Source organism: Cellulomonas sp. WB94 (assembly GCF_003115775.1).
Lineage (GTDB): Bacteria > Actinomycetota > Actinomycetes > Actinomycetales > Cellulomonadaceae > Cellulomonas_A.
In genome coordinates this window covers 91727-109981 of record NZ_QEES01000002.1, presented here as the reverse complement: position 1 = coordinate 109981, position 18255 = coordinate 91727, and the positions used below count along the sequence as shown (strand labels likewise).

Here is an 18255-nt window from a genome sequence, read left to right as displayed (position 1 = left end):
GGGGGAGAGTGTCGCAGGTGGCGACGGGCGATCCGGTCAGATGTAGATCGCCGGGTCGAGGAAGTCGGCGTCGATCGACCACGCCGCGGGGCGCGGGCGCACCGCGGCCGGGACGCCGACCGCCACCGCGCCGGCGGGGACGTCCTTGACGACGACCGCGTTCGCGCCGATCTGCGCGCCGTCACCGATGCGGACGGGACCGAGGATCTTCGCGCCCGCTCCGACCACCACGCGGTCGCCGAGAGTCGGGTGCCGCTTGCCATGCCGCATCGAGCGCCCGCCGAGGGTCGCGCCGTGGAAGAGCACGACGTCGTCCCCGACCTCGGCGGTCTCGCCGATGACGACACCCATGCCGTGGTCGATGAACAGGCGGTGGCCGAGCTTGGCGGCCGGGTGGATCTCGATGCCCGTGGCGGCCCGCGTCGCCTGCGAGAGCAGGCGAGCGGGCAGCTGCAGGCCGGGCTGGTGCCACATCCTGTGCGCGAGCCGGTAGGCCCACACCGCGTGCACACCCGGGTACGCGACGGCGACCTCGAAGCGCGTGCGCGCTGCGGGGTCTTCACGGAGCGCGACCTCGAGGTCGTCCCGCAGGACGGACCAGAACGTGCGAAGGGACACGGTGTGGGCGCCCCGGTCAGTCGAGCAGGTCGGCGTAGAGGATCGTCGAGAGGTACCGCTCGCCGAACGACGGGATGATGACGACGATGAGCTTGCCCGCGTTCTCCGGGCGCTTGCCGACCTCGATCGCGGCGTGCAGCGCGGCACCCGAGGAGATCCCGACGAGCAGGCCCTCCTCCTTGGCGGCGCGCCGCGCGACGGCGACGGCCGTGTCGGTGTCGACGTCGAAGACCTCGTCGTAGACCGTGGTGTCGAGGATCTCCGGGATGAAGTTCGCGCCCAGGCCCTGGATCTTGTGGGGGCCCGGAGCGCCGCCGTTGAGGATCGGCGACTCGGCGGGCTCGACGGCGATGATCTGCACGCCGGGCTTGCGCGCCTTGAGCACCTGCCCGACGCCGGTGATCGTCCCGCCGGTGCCGATGCCCGCGACGAGGATGTCGACCTTGCCGTCGGTGTCGGCCCAGATCTCCTCGGCCGTCGTGCGGCGGTGGATCTCAGGGTTCGCGGCGTTCGCGAACTGGCGCGCGAGGATCGCACCCGGACGCTCGGCGGCGATCTCGTTGGCCTTGTCGACGGCGCCCTTCATGCCCGCGGCACCCGGCGTGAGGATGAGCTCGGCGCCGTAGGCACGCAGCAGTGCGCGGCGCTCCTTGGACATCGAGTCGGGCATCGTCAGGACCACGTCGTAGCCGCGCGCCGCACCGACGAACGCCAGTGCGATGCCGGTGTTGCCGCTCGTGGCCTCGACGATCGTCCCGCCGGGCTTGAGCTCGCCCGACGCCTCGGCCGCGTCGACGATCGCGACGCCGATGCGGTCCTTGACCGAGCTGGCCGGGTTGTAGAACTCGAGCTTGCCGACGATCGTGGCGCCCACGCCCTCGGTCAGCTTGTTGATGCGGACCAGCGGCGTGTTGCCGACCAGCTGGGTCGCGTCGTCATAGATGCGTGCCATGTCGTCCTCTTGTCTGGTGTCGCGGGTCGGGGTGGACGCGCGGGCGAAGGGTGTGTCGGGGTGCCTGGGGCGTGGCGCAGGGGCTGTAACGCGGGATCTGGCGCCGGTATGCCGGGGAGGTGCCGGCCGGGGCGAGCGCTGGCAGGGGGGCGGCCCTCACGGGGCGCGCCGCCGTGCGGCAGCCAGCGCTCTAGAGACAGCGACAGCTGGCGGCGGTCCGGCGGGTCGACGCTGCGACAGGAGTGGCGGACATGCAGCGGTGCATGGTTCCGACCTTCCTCCTCGTGACGGACCGCAGACGCTACGACGGTAGCCGCCCCGCGGGGCGCGTGCAAAGCAGTCGGTCGTCAGCCCAGCCCGACGGCGTCGAGCCACGCCTGAGCGAGCAGCCCGTGCCCGGCCGGCGTGGGGTGCACGCCGTCGGCAGTCCACACCTCGGGCGACGTGCGCACGGCGGCTGCGGCGAAGAGGCCGTCGGCGGGGACGAGCACCGCGCGGTACTCGGCCGCGAGGCGACGCACGACGCCGATCCGGGGATCGAGGTCGGTGCGCCAGCCGTGCTGGTCGTCGCTCACGGGGACGAGGAACGGCTCGATCAGCACGAGCCGCGCGCCGAGCTCGTCCCGGGCCGAGTCGAGGACGGCGCGCAGGTCTGACTCGTAGGACTCGGTCGACGTCGCCCGGCCCGCGTCGAAGCGGCGCCACGTGTCGTTGATGCCGATCATGACCGAGACGACGGTCGGGGCCAGCGCGAGACCGTCGTCCGCCCACCGCGCGCGCAGCAGGGCGGCCGTGTCGCCTCCGACCCCGCGGTTGAGGAACGTCAGGTCGAGGTCGGGCCGCCGGGCGCCCGCGAGCGCCGCGACGACGAAGGCGTAGCCGTGCCCGAGGCTGGTCGGGTCGGAGAAGTCGCGGCCCCACTCGGTGACGGAGTCGCCGGTCAGCAGGACACGGTCGTGGAGTTCGAGGAGCGTCGTCACGACGGACATCCCATCACGACGGCCGGCCGATCGGGCGGAGCGGCACGAGGGTCGCGACCCGGGCAGCAGGACGTCGCCAAAGTGCACGCGGAGTGCACTATGGTGCACTCATGGAAGACGGGACCGCGGGTCTGGCTGTGACGATCGGTGCGCGCGTGCGACAGGCGCGGCAGTCGCGGCGATGGACGCTGGACCAGCTGGCGGACGTTGCCGGGGTCAGCCGTCGGATGGTGGTCAACGTCGAGCAGGGTGCGGTCAACCCGAGCGTGGGGACCCTGCTGAGGATCAGCGACGCGCTCGGCGTCGGGCTGCCGTCGTTGGTCGAGCCGTCCGGCCCCAGGCCGCTGTCGGTGACACGCCGGGGTGAGGGCGCGGTGCTGTGGCGCAGCGAGTCCGGCGGGCGCGGGGTGCTGGTGGCCGGCACCGAGAAGCCCGACGTGGTCGAGCTGTGGGACTGGACGCTGGGCGCGGGGGACACCCATGTGAGCGAGGCCCACACCGCGGGGACCAAGGAGCTCGTGCAGGTCCAGCAGGGCAGCATCACGATCACCGTCGGCGACCATTCGGTCTCGCTCGAGGCGGGGGACGCGGTCGCGTTCGGCGGCGACGTGGCGCACTCATATGGAAACCCGGGCACGCAGGAGGCGAGGTTCTCGTTGGCCGTCTTCGAGCCGGGCGTCGGTTCAGGGCGTCGGTCGGAGGTCCACGATGGATGAGCCCACGCGGCTCGACGACTTCCTCGCAGGCGGCCTCGTCGCGGCGGACGTCCTCGGGTTGCGGCCCGACTACCGGGCGATGCTCGTGGCGGTCGACGGGCTCGTCCCCGGACCGGGCGACGCGGCCGGCGACGCGCTGATCCAGGCCGCGCAGGACGCTGCCTGTGAGGCGCTGGCGGGCACCGCAGTGGAGGAGGTCCCGCACGTGGCGCAGTGGCGGGAGGCCTACCGGGCGTTCGGAGCGAAGCCGCAACGAACCCGCAACAGCCTGGAGGCGCTCCTGCGGCGCGCGGCGGAGGGACTTCCGCGTGTCAACCGGCTCACGGACCTCTACAACGCGGTGTCGGTGCTGCACCAGATCCCGATCGGCGGGGAGGACCTGAACCGGTACAGCGGCTCGCCGCGGCTGGTCCGCGCCGCGGGCAGGGAAACCTTCGACACGGTCGGCGGAGGTACCGACGTGGTCGAGCACCCGGAGCCGGGTGAGGTCGTGTGGTGCGACGAGGCAGGGGTGACCTGTCGACGGTGGAACTGGCGCCAGGCTCGTCGCACCCAGCTGAGCGACGACACCACGGCCGCCTTCTTCATCCTCGACGCTCTCGGAGCGGTCACGGACGAGGCGCTCCACCTCGCCGCGGACGACCTCGTCGCTCACCTGGTCCGGCTCGGCCCCGACGTCAGGGTCGCTCGCCGCCTCCTCGCAGACGACGGCGGCGGCTCATGACCGCCCTGCTGCCGCCGTCGCCGCGACGTCCGCCGTGGGCCTCGGCGCTCGCGGCGATGCTGTCGGTGCAGCTCGGCTCGGCGCTCTCGGTGCCCATGATCGACTCCGTCGGTCCGGCCGGTACCGCATGGCTCCGACTCAGCCTCGGGGCGGTCGTCTTCCTCGCCTTCGTCCGGCCGCCCCTGCGAGCCGTCAGCCGTGGCGACGTGCCGGTGCTGCTCGGACTGGGCACAGCGACCGGCCTCGTGACGGTCACCTTCCTCGCCGCGATCGAACGGATCCCGCTCGGCACCGCCGTCGCCGTCGAGTTCCTCGGTCCGCTGACCCTTGCCGCCGTCCGCAGCCCCAGCCGGAAGGTGCTGGCCTGGCCGGCCCTCGCGCTGGTCGGGGTCGTGCTGCTCACGCAGCCCTGGAACGGGCACGTCGATCCGGTAGGGCTCGGCTTCGCCGCGCTCGCGGCCCTGGGTTGGGCCACCTACATCCAGCTCACCCAGCGGATCGGCGACCGCTTCACGGGGATGGGCGGCCTGGCCATGACCATCCCGATCGCCGCGGCGACGGCGGCCGTCGTCGGCATCCCGCAGGCCGCCGGCCACCTCACCCTCGGCGTGATCGGCGCCGCGGCCGGGCTCGCCATCCTCCTGCCGGTCCTTCCGTTCGCGCTGGAGATGCACGCCCTGCGCCACATGACAGCGAGTGCGTTCGGGACCTTGATGGCGCTCGAGCCGGCCGTCGGCGTCCTCCTCGGGCTGGTCGTGCTCCACCAGCGGCCGTCGCCCGCCCAGCTGGCCGGCATCCTGCTGGTGGTCCTCGCCGGCGCCGCTGCACAACGAGGGGGACGACGACGCCGCGGCGTGGACGCTGACGCAGCTCGCCCGGAGCTCGATCTCATCGGCTGAGCAGGGCTGAGACTGCTGACCTGCGAGAGCCGCTGGCCTGCGAAATCGTGAGGGGAGCGGGTGAGGAGAATCGAACTCCCGTAGCCAGTTTGGAAGTTACGCCGAAGGGTTGTAACGACCCTCTTCAGAACATGTTTCTGCAGGTCAGACGCTTCCGAGGTTACACCGAGTGGAACCGAGATGCACCCTGAGGGACCCCCTTATGGCACGTTATGGCATGCCACTCGGGACTGACTAAGTGCGTTGTTTGTCGACACGGCTTCATGGCGCCCGTCCCTCCACGCCGAAGCCGGCCACGATCCGCGGGCAGGGCGACGCGGCCTGGCCGGCGCCGCGGACGACGCGGTCGACAGCGGCGTCGTCGACAACGACGAGGACCCGCCGGGCGGCACCCTTGTCACGGCGCCATTGACGTGGTCCTGTGCGAACCGCCGTCAACGGCCGGGATGGGCTGACGGATCAACGCCGTCAGTCGACGCTGGTCCGCACCTGAACGGTGCGACGTGCACTCGGTCAGCGGCGATCACTCAACGTCGACCGAGTTGCGGCACTACCCGGGCGGGCCGCAGGAGGTCGTCGAGGTCGGTGCGGCGGATGCGGACGACGCGCGTCCCGACCTTGACAGCACGGAGCTGGCCGTTGGAGATGAGCTTGCGGATGAATCGTTCGGTGACGGCAAGCTCGTCAGCGGCCTCCGCAACCGTGAGCATCACCCGCCGCGCGTCCGCGGTCGGAATCGTCTGGGTCATCGAGTGCTCCTCCGGGGTGGGTTGGCGCTGCCCTCTGCCGCCCGCCGAGTGCCGGCTCCGGTCGCACGAGGGGCCGACCGGCAGGGTTCTGCTCGGGACGTTTCGCGTTCGGCGCTGAGGCTCGATGCCGTCGTGGCCATTGCTTACCTCGTGTTCTCGCGGGTACATGCGATTAGACCACACGGGCGGGTGTATCGGCAAGTACATGAGTTGGTGCCGAAACTCGCGTAGCCTGGTCCCATGTTGACTGCCCCGCGCCTGCCCGGCGATCAGACCTATGACGGGCTGCTCGTCCAGGGCGACCTGCCTGCGGGCTGGCACCTGCCGAACCGCTTTCCCGGGGAACGCCCCGACGATGCCAGCGGCGCGATCGACGCCCTGCTTGGCTACGACGATCAGACCGTCGTGGGCGAGGAGCGTCAGGCGCAGCTCGACTCCGAGCAGAACGAGACGATCGACGGCCGCTGGCGCTACATCGAGCACACCGCCACCGCGACCCGCGTGTTCATCAGGCTCCAGCGCCAGCTCCTGGCGATCCCCGAGGAGATCCGCATCACCGGGGTCGTCTACCTGCCCTGGCGCCCCGGAGACCCGATCACCAGCCAGCTCCTGCGCGAGCTGCCGACCGCTCGCATCGAAGCCGCGATCAACAAGCGACTGTTCGCCATGACCCGCACAAGCACCATCACCGGCGGCAAGATCGAACTCCCCAGCGGCCGCAAGGTCGCCGAGCGCGACCTGCTCAAACCCCTCGGCGACCCGAAGCAGACGCCTGACTTCTATGAGCTCGTCGCCCTCCAGCACGGCCAGCTCACCGTGAATGGCGACTCGAACCCGTCGGCGACCATGGCCGAGCTCAGTGGTGTCGCGCTCAGCACCGCCCAGGGCTGGGTCGCGAAGGCCCGCGCCCGCGGACTACTCCCGCCCGGGCGCCGGGGTCGGGCGGGATAAGGACCGCGGGCGGTCAGCTGCCGCCCACGGAACGGCCGCCCAAAGCCGCTCCCCGGGAACGCGCGGGCGGCGCGATGTCCGAATATCCCGGGCGGCCCAGAAAGCAGCTGAACGCGGCCGAGCGAGAGGCGTGCCGCGGAGCAGCGAGCGGGCAGCGGGCCTTGGGCGCCGCGACTTCCTATGGGGTCGCGGCGGGTCGGCTGGCAGTCACCTGCACGATCTGGTCTCCGGACAGCGCAGCACCACCCGAGGCGACGGTGGTCCGTACGTCGTAGAAACCGATCGGTGCCTGGGCGGGCAGTTGCAGGGAGGAGGTTGGCGTTCCACCCACGCGGTCTGTGGTGTGTACGTCGGTCGCGGTCACTGTCGGGGCAGGCGGGTTGGTGGCGCTCATCGCGGTCTTCAGCGCGGCCACATCCGGGAACGGGCCGGTCAGTGACGCGGATAGAGTCGTAGCCGTCGCAGCGGTGGAGGCGGTCGGTGGTTGCGCGGTGGAGGTCCAGTCCAAGGCGATGACCTCGCCGGGATAGGCCACCGTGGGCAGGCCGGACTGGCAGCAGGAGTACTGGTAGCGCGCATACTCCACCGCTGGCGCTGGTGCTTGACTGCTGCATCCGGCCGCCAGGAAGCCGATCCCTAGCACCACTGCCACCGGGCCCAGCACGTCAGGGTGTTGCCTCAGCGCACCCACCCCCCGTCCCGTCAACCGACGCCGCCTCCTCTACCGGGGCCGCGACTCACACGGGGGCGAGCGTAGCCGCCCCGACCGCGGCCTGAACCGGGCGTGCTGCCACAAGATTTGCCCATGCGCGCATTGCCGAAGGGCATCGAGCTCGACCTCGAGCCATCCACCCTCCCTCTCGACGCGCACCGGCTCTACGTCCACCCGGTCCAGGTCCGCCGAGCGCGGCGGTTCTTCGGACCAGGCGAGGTCGGATCCAATCCGCGAACTCGACGTCATCGCTGAGCTCCAGCTCCCCGAAGGTCATGCAAGCGGCATGGCGCACGCGACAAGCACGACCACTCACCGAACCGCCTTCAGAACGGGCCGACCAGCGGTCGCCATCCGGCTCAGCGGCATGAGCGAACGCTGGGGGTGCTGCTCGCGGGGGTTCAAGAGGACGGCCTGGCACCAAGTCCGGGTAGGCATCAGACGTGTCCTGCATTGCGGTTCGCGGCGTGGACGGCGACCCTCGGTGGTATGAAGTGGAGCGCCTTCTGGGCTGGGGTGAAGCACGACGTTGGTGCACTCCAGCGCCGTAAGGCCGATGGCGAGGGCTACATCCCCGCTTGGGACCCGAGTATCCCGAAACCCATGTCTTCATACGGACCCGGCAGTTGGCGCTGGGGGCGCCGCCGACACCGCTGATGAATGGGAGGTCCCGCTCGATGTCATGTCGGCGGCATAGCCGAAAGGCGACCAGAGTAGCCACTTGAGTGCCACTGGGGTAGCATGGGGTTATGAAGCTCAGTGTCAGTCTCTCCGAGGACGAGGTGGCCGCGCTCGACAAGTACGCGCACGCAGCCGGGTTGTCGTCGCGTTCTGCAGCGATCCAGCAGGCGATCCGGCTTCTGGGCGACCCGGAGCTGGAGGATTCCTACGCCGCCGCGTGGGACGAGTGGGAAGCATCGGGTGATGCCGCGGCGTGGGAGTCGACAGCAGCCGATGGGCTCGCTGATGCTGCGCGGTGAAATCCGCCTGACCGACCTGGACCCGGCCCAGCCCAGCGAGGCGAACAAGCGTCGCCCGGCCGTCATCGTCAGCAATGACCGCGCCAACGCCACAGCCGCACGCCTCGGCCGCGGCGTGGTCACCATCGTTCCGCTGACCACCACTGTCGCCCGGGTGTTCCCCTTCCAGGTGCTCCTGCCAGCCGACGAGACCGACCTTCGACTGGACTCCAAGGCGCAGGCCGAACAAGTCCGGTCAGTCTCCGTCGAACGCTTGGGCCCAGTGATTGGCCGCGTCCCCACCCACCTGATGACTCGGCTCGACGACGCCCTACGCCTCCACCTCCAGCTGTAGCTGCGCGTCATGCTTGCGGCCGTGATCGGGGGTCAGAGGGCGGCCCGTGGTCACCCAGATACCCAGTCCACGATGGATCACTGCGGCGCCTCCTCCCCGGGGCCAGAACGCCGGGGGTAGACGCGGCCGAACTCGACCAGGGGCCACACGCCCCGCGCCCGGGACCGAGTTCCCGGTCATTTCGTGGACAAGAAGCCTTCGTTGCCCGAGCGCTCAGTCTGGCGTGTCACGTACCTGCCGCGGCACGATGTGCTGGTCCAGTCCCCAGCTCTTTCCGCGTTCGCCAAACACCCCCTGCATGCCGGCCATTGCCACCATCGCCCACCACTGCTCGATGCTGTCCGCGGCGGCGTGGTTCAGCCGCAGCATGTACTCAACGTGAGCCTCATTGCTCTTGAAGGCCTCATGGAATAGGGCCGTGAGCTCGGGGCTTGCGTCGCGAGCGGTGTTGAACACGTTCTCCCAGTAGCCGACCGGAGTGTCGTCGGGTTGGGGCGATCCGGAGAGCGCGTCAAGCCAGTAGAAGCGACCCTGCTGTCCATAGGCGTTCAAGGCGGCCGCGGCCTCCGGCCAGATCGGGTCGTGGTCGACCGCATCGAGGAAGTTGTCGACGCAGCCTCGGTGCGTCGCCAGTGATGCGCGTGCCCTGATCTGCTCGCGAAGTGTGCGATCCATGTCAACGATGTTGTGCCGGTGCGCGATGAAGACGGCCTTCGACGGCCAAGTGCGCGAGTCGGCGAGGTGCACGAGACCGAGGCTCAGTTTGAGTACCTTCTCGACACCGATCGACAGCATCGTCAGGACCGGGTCGCGCGTTGATTCTTGGAGCGCCGCCGTGCGCATCGCCTGCACCCCGTAGGCGATCAGGTGCTTGGCCGAGTCCGACTCGCGGATAAGCAGCATGCCCTGCTGCTGGGTCAGGCCGTCATCGAGCGGCATACGTCCAGTCTGGCAGCCCACGCCGACAGGCGGGTTCCGACGTCCCGGAGCGGCAGATCGAGTCGCTAGACGGCAACCCGTCTGCTTGTCTCCCGCGTCCCAGCGATGGATCGTCGAATCGCTCACGCCATAGTCCCGCGTCGACCGGTTCCGCGTCGCGGCTGAGGCAGGGAGCTCGTGAACTGCGGTCGTCCGCGGCGAGCGGTTCTGCGACGGCACTATCGAACAGGCAGTCGAAGACGGCAGCCCCATCATCGCCGCCGAGCGCATCCTGGTTGAGTTCGAGTTGAACGCCCGCTCGCGCCACCCAAGCGGTGGGGTCTGCGGCATGACCGGGCGAGCGCGGCCGCCCCGACAGCGGATGGCTACTCCGTTCTGGTAGTCATGGGAGTCGACGGCAAATGCCTCGTGGGCGGAGACTCGTTGACGTGAGCAAGTTCATGGTCCAAATCGACTTCGAGGCTTCAGGGCCGGTCGAATGTCCGAAGGAGTCGGTGGAGGTTGATCCGCTTTGGCCGAGCTGGGGACGCGGCCACGTGTACAGCGTGCTCGGCCCGACACAGCGAGGTCGGCGAGAACTTGTTGTGTGCGCTGTCGTGGCGGCACGCTCACCGGGTGAGGCGTGCCAAGCAGTGACGACGCGCGTCGTCGAGTTGGCAGGCGGGTCCATCGGTGGCTCGCTGCGGCGGCGAAGCGTCAGGGTGCAACGTGCATCACCATGGCGACGCGCCGGTCGAGCGAACGACGGTCCAGGAGAGGCAGGCGGCTGGGCCGGCGATCGCGAGCCACGCCATCCGGCCCCGGGGCCCGGGCACCTGCAAGCCGAGCGTCGGCCGTGACGAAGACGGCCTTCGCCCAGCCATCACGTCTCGCTGCCGTAATCAGATCCGGATGTCCGAGAAGATCATCCGGGTAACCCCCAGGGCGGACGTCCGCTCATCGGCCACCAGTGCGCGGACGGCGGCAGAAGCGGAAGTCGCGGTCGGGAGCGTCGACGAGCGGCCCGGGTGCCGATCTCGGTCCTCACGGCAGGAGGTCGAGGTACTGCTTGCGAGCTGGCATCGCGTGGATGACCATCTCGTCGCCGCCCTCGAGAACGAGGACCACCGTCTCGAGCAGGCGAGCTCCCGTGTCGAAGCCCAGGCGCAGCTCTCGGTGGGGAGCGCCGTCCTCTTCGAGGGGTTCGATCCACAGCGACCACTCTGCCGCCTTGATCGCGTCCTCCGGCGAGATGCCGTGCTTGAGCGCGCTGCGGTGGACCTTCACGCAGCGAAATGGGCCAGCGCGGCCCGGATCGCCTCGGACCTGCTCATGTCGTTCTTTGCTGCCGCCGCGTCGAGAGCGTCGAGCTCCTCGGTGGTCAGTCGGACCGCCACGACTTGCATCGGTTGAGCCCCGCGACCAGGACGGCCACGGCCGCGACGCTTCAGCACATCCACGTCGTATCCCGCTTCGGCCTCATCGGCCCACCCCTGGATCTGTTCTTCGCTCACCACCCGCGTATCGTATAACGAAAAAAGAGACGGCTCCAGTGGTGGATCGCGCCGGTCGAGGAGTGGGACCGCCCTCACCGGGATCGACCACCCATCCGCGACGAAGTTGCTCGCTCACTGGCATGAGCTTGCCCCCAAGCGGGGTCTCGCGACTCGGAGTCGCGAACCTGTCGCCGACCCCCTGCCTGAACTGAATGGACGTATGCTACCTTCGATAGTTGCAAGTACACGCGACGATGGGGGTCGGCGTGAGAGGGGGCGTGATCCTGTTCCGGGGGGCGGGTGTGGCCGCGCGCCGCTACCTGGAGGCGGATCGCTCCCGCGCTGACGAGTACTACCTGGAAGGCGGCGTCGCGCGGGCAGAGCTGTCGGTCGTCGACGGCTCCGGTCGGGTAATTGGGGTACGAGCCCTGACGCCGATCGAGTACGCGGGTTGGGTCGACTGGGTCGACCCAGTCACGGGGGAGTCGATGGGGACGCCACGTCAGGCTGGCGAGGCGCGACACGGCTCGCCGCGGTTCGCCGAGATGGTCGTGAACACCCCCAAGTCCCTGTCGATCGCGGCCGCCCTGCACCCGGAAGTGTCCGCGGCGCTGGACGCGGCACAGCTCGACGCCGTGGCCGAGATCCGGTCCTGGCTCGGGCGGCACTCGGTCACCCGCATCGGCCCGCGCGGGAAGCAGGAGGTCGTGCCGGTCGAGCGGCTGGAGACGGTCGCCATCTCGCACAAGACCTCCCGGGCTGGTGATCCGCACCGCCACATCCACCTGCAGATCGGCACACGGGTGTGGGCCGGCGGCGCGTGGCGGGGCCTGGACACGGCGGCACTGTTCCGCCAGCAGGGCGCTATACGCGCGCTGGGCACCGCGGTGCTCGCGGCGCACCCCCAGCTGACCGCGGTGCTGGACGCACACGCCCTGACGCTCGATCCGGTCACCGGGGAGGTAGCCGAGCTGCAGCCGTTCAACGCGGTGATGAGCAAGCGCGCCGCCCAGGTCGTGCGCAACCTGGCGGTGTTCGAAGCGCAGTGGGAGGCAGCCCACCCCGGCCAGGAGCCGGGGCCGGTGGTCAGCGCCCGGTTGCAGGCCAAGGCCTGGGACCACGAGCGCCCGAACAAGAAGCCGTCACGGCTCGGCAGTGAAGCGGGCTGGCGGCGCGAGCTGGACGACGCCGGCTACACCCCGGACCTGCCCCGGGCCCCTCGACGCGTCCCGGTGGCGCTCGAGGAGCTGAGCGTGCAGGAGGTCGCGAACCGCGCCCTGGACCGGTGCGCTGCGGGTGCCTCGACGTGGACGGTGCACGACATCCAGGAGCACGTCACGCTGCTCATCACCGAGGCCGGCGTGCGGGCCGAGCGCGGCGAGCTGCGCGACCTCATCGCGATGACGACCAGGCTGGCTGCGGAGGACTGCCTGTCGGTGCTCCCGCCCGGCGCCGCGCACCCCGAGCACGTCGCGCACCTGACCAGCGTTCGGGTCGTCGCGGCGGACACGGCGCTGCGTGACCTGCTGACCAGGCGCGCCGCCCAGCCGTCGGGGGCCGTGCCGGACGTGAGCAACCTGGCGCGTGAGCGCGCCCTGGACGACGAACAGGCACGCGCGGCCGCGGCCGTCGCCTCGGGCGCCGCGCTGGTGGTGGTCGAGGGGGCTGCGGGCGCGGGCAAGACCACGATGCTCGGTGTGGCGATCGCCGCGGCGGCCGCCGAGGGTCGCGCGACCCGGATCGTGACGCCGACGAAGAAGGCCGCCGACGTCGCCGCGCGCGAGCTGGGTGTGCCGACCGACTCCGTCGCCAAGCTCGTCCACGACCACGGGTGGCGATGGAACTCCGACGGTGTGTGGACGCGCCTGGCCATCGGGGACGCCGACCCGCACAACCACCGCACCTACACCGGCCCGCCCGCGTCGGCTCGCCTGCACCACGGGGAGCGGGTCGTGGTCGACGAGGCGGGGATGCTCGACCAGGACACCACCCTGGCCCTGCTGCAGATCGCCGACGAGGCCGGAGCGAGCCTTGCGCTCGTCGGGGACCGCGCGCAGCTGCCCGCGGTCGGGCGCGGCGGGGTGCTCGACATCGCCGCCCAGCTCGCGGGGCGCACGTTCGACATGGGGACGGTGCACCGGTTCACCGACCCCGAGTACGCCGATCTCACCGTGCAGCTGCGCCGGGGCGAGCACCCGGCGCCGCTGTTCGACCGCCTGCTCGCCCTGGGCCTGGTCGTGCTTCACCGGAGCATCGAGGACGCGCACGACGTCATCGCCCGCACAGCTTTCGACGGCGACGCGGTCAGCGTCGCGACCAACGACGAGGCCCGCGCCCTGAACTCCCACATCCGGCAGGTCCGCGTGCAACGCGGCGACGTCGACGACGACCGCGTCACCTATGGAAGCGACGGGCTGCCGATCGGTGCCGGCGACGTGGTCCAGACCCGCGACAACGACAGCCAGCTCGGAGTGGCGAACCGGCAGACCTGGACCGTCCAGCACGTCACCGATGACGGCGAGGTCTGGGCCAGGGCCACCGGGGCCATCGCCGGGAACGGGCGCTCCGTCAGGCTCCCGGTCCGGTACGTCGCCGAGCACACTCACCTGGCCTACGCCGCGACCTCTTACGGCGTCCAGAGCGCGACCACGCCCGCGGCGCATACGGTCCTCAGCGACGCGCTGGAGGGGTCCGGGCTGTACGTCGGCATGACCCGCGGACGCCACCACAACACCCTGCACGTCGTGGCCGCGGACCTGGACGAGGCTCGCGAGCAGTTCACGGCCGCCCTCCAACGCGACCGAGCCGACCGCGGCCTGACCGACGCGACCCGCGCCGCGCGGGACGCGGTCAACGGCCTGGTCGCGGGCGGCCCGGTCGCCTTCGTCAACACCGAACGAGCCCGACTTCGCGAGCAGATCGAGGTCGCCGACCGCGAGGCGGCCCGGTGGGAGCAGGCCCTGGACGCCCTGGCCCGGCAGAGCGCCGAACAGCACGCCGAGAAGGCGCTGAAAGCCCACGTCGTCGCCGCGGCAGACATACACCTCGTGGACGTGCGGGCCCAGGTCGGCGCGCCGCTGATCGAGCAGGCCACGGCCGACGGCGCCGTCTACTTGTCCGCGCAGGAGCGGATGTGGCACGCGAACCGCGCCCTGCCCGCCACGGGGCGGTTCGGGAGACGGAAGGCGGACCGCACCGCCCGCGAGGCCACCCAGGCGCTTTGCACGATGCAGGAGACGGTGCGCCGAGACTGGGGTGACGTCCCGATGACGACGACGCACCTCTCGCACTGGGCCGAGGCCGTTGCCGAGCAGCGGGCAGACGCCGACCCGCGCGTGATCGCAGCCCAGCAGGACGCCGAGCACGCCCACCTCGAGCAGCAGCAACTCACCGCTGACCACGCGGCCGCGCGGTCCGCCCTACGTCAAGGCATCGGCGGCGGACACGTGCCCAGTAGCCTCCAGGCGCGCGCCGCCGCGCTGCGCGGTCACGCCCTTCAGGCGCGTCGCGCGCTCGCCGAGATCGAGGCTCTGCCCGCAACCGAGGCGGCGCAGCTCATTCGGGGCAGGACCGCACGAGCCGCGGCCGAAAGGACCATCAAGGCCGCAAGCCGGGCGCGAGCGGCCGAGCCCAGCGCATGGCACTTGGCGTCCCCGGGACACCAGTCCAGCGCCGAGCGCGAATTCGGGCCGAGCCGGTAGACGGCCACCGCCTGGCGCCCGCTCCTTGTGAGTCCTGCGTTGAGCGGTCGTGCAACCTACTCAAGGCCAAGCGCTCGAGTCGCCCTTGCGTCAGAAAAGGCGCGTCCGGGGTGTGACGCACTGATGGCGCGTCCGACTGCGAGGAGCTCTGCTCGCCGTTCCCTAGAACATGGCAGGTCGAGCAGAACGCGGTCGCCCTCCAGCAGTGACACGCGAGGACCTTGGAACGGAACGAACTGCCAATGGATATTGCTTACGTGGCGCAAGTCGACTTCGGTGACTTCTCCGGCTCCATTATGGAGGATGTATCTGGAGCCGATTATCTCGATGACCATCTCGAGCGAGAGAATCTTCCACCAGAAGGCCAACATCACCAGGCAAATTGCGGTGATTCCTAAGTAGCGAAGGGGGCCAGCTAAGAATAATCCGGCAGCAGAGGAGAGGATAGATGCAATCGCTATGGCCGCGGGCACGTCCCGCAGGAAGTGAGTCTCGGAGCGCGCAAAATCGGGCGTGCTGTCGGTTGTCATTTCCTTCTGCACCAGCCCACGCCAACGCCGTTCATCGTGTCCACGACATCATCACGCTCAGCAAGACGGTCCGCTCCCGACCGATGCACCGTCCCAAGATCACGCCCAACTGCCGTCGTTCGGTTCCCAGCACTCGCCGAATTCTTGGTCACTCCCACGTTCCTCGCGCGCGATGCTGCACCGTCGACGGTGCCGACCGACCGCCTCCCGGGAGAGTAACCGCTGTCGGACGGCGCGCACGTGAGGCATGACCTCCATCCGCAGCCCCAGCGGCATATGCGCTTTGCGGCGCGGCGGCTCGCTTGCATGCTGCAACCTCACGGTGGCGGTCTACGACGTCCCCGCAGTCACCAGACCTGATCCGCCACTAGCCCGGTAGGACGGCGCGACGCGCCCCTCTGAGGTCGCGTGATGGAGACGGGCCACTCGCGAGAAGCCGCCGCGGGTCGATTACGAGCAATGATGTGAGCGACTTCGCGCGGAGCTCGTGCGTGTGTGCCGACCCGTGACGGCGTGATCGATTGGTACGGTCGTGTCGATTTCGCAGTCCCAGGAGCCCCGGGACCGAATCGACTTAGGGGGTTCGGTCGTGGGACGTCGCCGGCGTTGGATGCCCGGCCTCGTAGTCGTCGCGGTGACCGCTTGCGTCGCTGCCGGCTGGTCAGCTATTGACCGGCGCGACGGGACATCGAGCGGCGCGTCGCATCACGTCGAACTGGTGACGACGTCGGCATGGCGTATCACCACTGACTTTTCGGACGCAGTCGGGCCGACCGCTGACCAGCGCTGGCTGGACAGCGGCACCATCCCTGGTGTCGGCACCCAGTGGGCCGACATGGTGCGCTACGCGCTCCTCGACCTTCACCAGCTGAGCGAACCCGTCGGTTTGCTCGCCGCGGGTGCGGGCGAGAACTGGGGGTTCTCGTGGCCGCGCGACAACGCGTTCGCGGCGGCCGCCCTCGCGAAGACCGGACATGCTCACGAGGCGGAACAGATCCTCGGCTTCCTCGCGAGCGTGCAGGGCGACGACGGAGGGTTCCAGGCCCGGTATCTCCTGGGTAGTGACGACCCACCCGATGGGCGTTCCCCGCAGTCCGACGGTGCGGGCTGGGCGCTGTGGGCGCTCGATCAGGTCGCCGTGTCGAGCGCCGACCCTCGCGCGACCGCCGCCCAGTTCCAGGGTCTCCTGGAGTCTGCGACTGGATTCGCGCTTGACGAGGTCAGCGACGGATCCCGCCTGCCGCCGGCAAGCTCGGACTACTGGGAGCAGCGAGAGACCAAGTTGACGCTTGGCACCGCGGCGCCACTGCTGGCAGGTTTGCAGGCGAGCGCCCGCCTTTTCACAGTTCTAGACGACCCTGTTGCCGCAATGCGGTCCAGCCGCGCAGCCGATGGAGTCGAGCAGCTCATCGCGCAGGGCTTCCGGCCCGACGGGTACCAGCGCTATGAGACGTCCGGCGGGACGGACGCGTCCATCTGCTTCCTCATGCCACCCTTCACCGACCGACCCACGGCTGACGTGGTTGACGCGTGGCGGCGCTACCAGGTCGACGCGATGCGGCCGGCCGGTGGACTTGCGCCCGGCGTGAGCTGGAAGCAGGACGGCATCTCCTGGACCCCGGAGACGGCACTTGTCGCCCTCGCCGCGGCATCCGACGGAGACTCGCAGACGGCAACCCGCTGGCTCGACTGGCTCAACGCGCACCGGACCACCTGGGGCAGCCTCCCGGAGAAGGTCAACTCCGACGGCACGCCCGGCGGCCCCGCACCACTGGCCTGGACGGCCGCCAGCGTCATCCTCGCCGTCGCCGCACTCGACGCGCGCGCCGGCTCGACGACGTCGCAACGCTGAACTCCGTGAACTGGCCGGCAATTCGGCTGACCGCGTCACCTAGCCCTGCAATTCGCGTCGAGAAGCGCCACTCGGGCGCCTCGGGCTCCGACTCGGTGCCTGACTCGAGCCGTCCTATCGGACGCGGCAGACGCTCGGCAGAGGCTGCGTTGCGGAGCGGCTATCGGCTCCGCTCTCCAGGCGCCGCAGCTGCAGCCAAAACGGCCTCGCAGGCGGTGCGCAGCCGGTCGAGGGGCTCGCCGATGGTGGCGCGGACAATCTGTGGGTCGAATTTGCAGTGGTGGTGCAGCGCCGCGTCGTCTTCCGACTTGAGGGGCTCGCACGTCACGCCGTTCGCGGTCGCTCGATGAGCACCTCATCGAGTCGCGCGGCGATCCTGCGCTGGGAGTCGTCGACGGCGTGCTGGTAGTGGATGGCGGCGCGTGGGCTCGCGTGGCCCGCGCGCTCCATCAACTCGGGGAGGGTCGCGCCCGTGGACGCCACCAGAGTGAGCGCCGAGTGGCGTTGGTCGTGCCACGTGAGGTCGTAGCGCCCGATCGCACTGCGCGCCCTGGCGAACATCGTCGTTCGCTGGCCGCTCGACAACGGCGTCCCGTTCTGTGTCCCGAAGAGCAACGCATCGCGGCCCGGGGGAGTGAAGCGCGACATGTGCTCACGCAGCGCGGCCACGGCGACCTTGGGTAGCACCACGGTCCGCTTCCCGGCCCGGGTCTTGGGCGCGCTGAACCAGTCCTGGCCGGTTCGTCCGAGCGCCAGGGACTGCTCGACCCGCACCACGCCGGCGGCGAGGTCGACGTGCTTGCGCTGGAGGGCGAACAGTTCCCCCGCGCGCAAGCCGCTGCAGACCGCGAGGATCACGGACGCCCGGTACCGCTCGGGCATACCGTCGGCCAGCGCCCACATCTCCTCGAAGCTGACGGTGCGCCGGTCTGCGCGGTCATGGGCATCCCGCTGCCCGGCACCCTTGATCGCGCACGGGTTCGCAGCGATGACGTCGTCCGCGACGGCCTGCGCCATCCCGGCGTGCAGCAGCCGGTAGGCCTGCGTCGCGGCTGTCTGACCGGCGTTGCGTCGCAACGGGCGCTCGGGCACCGATGCACCGCCGGTCGCGGCGACCCACCCGTCCCGCGCCCAACGGACTTC

Annotated in this window: 17 protein-coding genes; 8 read left to right on the top strand and 9 right to left on the bottom strand. The window is 70.3% G+C overall.

Going from position 1 to position 18255, the window contains the following annotated elements:
- Positions 1–36 precede the first annotated feature (36 nt).
- The 3 genes from epsC to DDP54_RS01590 form a co-directional block, all read right to left on the bottom strand.
- Complete coding sequence (gene epsC / locus DDP54_RS01600) at positions 37–618, bottom strand: serine O-acetyltransferase EpsC (RefSeq protein WP_109130277.1); 582 nt, start codon at positions 616–618, stop codon at positions 37–39.
- A gap of 16 nt (positions 619–634) precedes the next feature.
- Positions 635–1570 carry a cysteine synthase A gene (cysK, locus tag DDP54_RS01595; protein WP_109130276.1) on the bottom strand — a complete coding sequence of 312 codons (936 nt, stop codon included), beginning with the start codon at positions 1568–1570 and terminating at the stop codon, positions 635–637.
- A gap of 347 nt (positions 1571–1917) precedes the next feature.
- Entirely contained in the window at positions 1918–2559 is a 642-nt protein-coding gene (locus tag DDP54_RS01590; protein ID WP_109130275.1) for an SGNH/GDSL hydrolase family protein, read from the bottom strand.
- Between the two features lie 101 nt (positions 2560–2660).
- Here DDP54_RS01590 and DDP54_RS01585 point away from each other — a divergent pair, with 101 nt between their 5' ends.
- The 3 genes from DDP54_RS01585 to DDP54_RS01575 are packed head-to-tail and all read left to right on the top strand — an operon-like array spanning position 2661 to position 4889.
- Positions 2661–3266, top strand: coding sequence for an XRE family transcriptional regulator (locus DDP54_RS01585; RefSeq protein WP_109130274.1), 606 nt, complete (start codon positions 2661–2663; stop codon positions 3264–3266).
- Entirely contained in the window at positions 3259–3990 is a 732-nt protein-coding gene (locus DDP54_RS01580) for a phenylalanine--tRNA ligase beta subunit-related protein (protein ID WP_109130273.1), read from the top strand. The genes DDP54_RS01585 and DDP54_RS01580 overlap by 8 nt, the downstream gene beginning before the upstream one ends.
- On the top strand, positions 3987–4889 hold the full coding sequence (locus DDP54_RS01575; protein ID WP_242448154.1) for an EamA family transporter: 903 nt from the start codon (positions 3987–3989) through the stop codon (positions 4887–4889). Before DDP54_RS01580 ends, DDP54_RS01575 begins: the two co-directional genes overlap by 4 nt.
- A gap of 527 nt (positions 4890–5416) precedes the next feature.
- Here the strand turns inward: DDP54_RS01575 and DDP54_RS01570 are convergent.
- Positions 5417–5638 carry a helix-turn-helix domain-containing protein gene (locus tag DDP54_RS01570; protein WP_197711278.1) on the bottom strand — a complete coding sequence of 74 codons (222 nt, stop codon included), beginning with the start codon at positions 5636–5638 and terminating at the stop codon, positions 5417–5419.
- A gap of 240 nt (positions 5639–5878) precedes the next feature.
- On the opposite strand from DDP54_RS01570, the gene DDP54_RS01565 reads away from it, so the two are divergent.
- Entirely contained in the window at positions 5879–6589 is a 711-nt protein-coding gene (locus tag DDP54_RS01565; protein ID WP_109130272.1) for a hypothetical protein, read from the top strand.
- Between the two features lie 178 nt (positions 6590–6767).
- On the opposite strand, the gene DDP54_RS17925 is transcribed toward DDP54_RS01565, so the two are convergent.
- Positions 6768–7175, bottom strand: coding sequence for a hypothetical protein (locus DDP54_RS17925; protein ID WP_146192337.1), 408 nt, complete (start codon positions 7173–7175; stop codon positions 6768–6770).
- A gap of 875 nt (positions 7176–8050) precedes the next feature.
- Between DDP54_RS17925 and DDP54_RS01555 the strand changes: the two genes are divergently transcribed.
- Complete coding sequence (locus tag DDP54_RS01555) at positions 8051–8281, top strand: ribbon-helix-helix domain-containing protein (RefSeq protein ID WP_109130270.1); 231 nt, start codon at positions 8051–8053, stop codon at positions 8279–8281.
- Positions 8256–8615, top strand: a complete 360-nt coding sequence (locus DDP54_RS01550) for a type II toxin-antitoxin system PemK/MazF family toxin (protein ID WP_277949574.1) — start codon at positions 8256–8258, stop codon at positions 8613–8615. The genes DDP54_RS01555 and DDP54_RS01550 overlap by 26 nt, the downstream gene beginning before the upstream one ends.
- A 213-nt stretch (positions 8616–8828) precedes the next feature.
- On the opposite strand, the gene DDP54_RS01545 is transcribed toward DDP54_RS01550, so the two are convergent.
- The 3 genes from DDP54_RS01545 to DDP54_RS01535 all read right to left on the bottom strand — a co-directional run bounded on the left by DDP54_RS01545 (position 8829) and on the right by DDP54_RS01535 (position 11050).
- The gene (locus tag DDP54_RS01545) at positions 8829–9554 is read right to left on the bottom strand and encodes a hypothetical protein (RefSeq protein WP_109130269.1); all 726 of its coding nucleotides are present in this window, start codon (positions 9552–9554) and stop codon (positions 8829–8831) included.
- 1023 nt (positions 9555–10577) lie between these two features.
- Positions 10578–10820 carry a toxin gene (locus DDP54_RS01540; RefSeq protein WP_109130268.1) on the bottom strand — a complete coding sequence of 81 codons (243 nt, stop codon included), beginning with the start codon at positions 10818–10820 and terminating at the stop codon, positions 10578–10580.
- Positions 10817–11050, bottom strand: a complete 234-nt coding sequence (locus DDP54_RS01535) for a ribbon-helix-helix protein, CopG family (protein WP_109130267.1) — start codon at positions 11048–11050, stop codon at positions 10817–10819. Before DDP54_RS01535 ends, DDP54_RS01540 begins: the two co-directional genes overlap by 4 nt.
- 257 nt (positions 11051–11307) lie before the next feature.
- On the opposite strand from DDP54_RS01535, the gene mobF reads away from it, so the two are divergent.
- A complete protein-coding gene (gene mobF / locus DDP54_RS01530; protein ID WP_242448153.1) occupies positions 11308–14730 on the top strand; it encodes a MobF family relaxase in 3423 nt (1140 codons plus the stop codon).
- A gap of 1248 nt (positions 14731–15978) precedes the next feature.
- The gene (locus DDP54_RS01525) at positions 15979–17112 is read left to right on the top strand and encodes a glycoside hydrolase family 15 (protein ID WP_146192335.1); all 1134 of its coding nucleotides are present in this window, start codon (positions 15979–15981) and stop codon (positions 17110–17112) included.
- A gap of 324 nt (positions 17113–17436) precedes the next feature.
- Here DDP54_RS01525 and DDP54_RS01520 read toward each other — a convergent pair whose 3' ends face one another.
- Complete coding sequence (locus DDP54_RS01520; protein WP_146192334.1) at positions 17437–18204, bottom strand: site-specific integrase; 768 nt, start codon at positions 18202–18204, stop codon at positions 17437–17439.
- Positions 18205–18255: the final 51 nt, after the last annotated feature.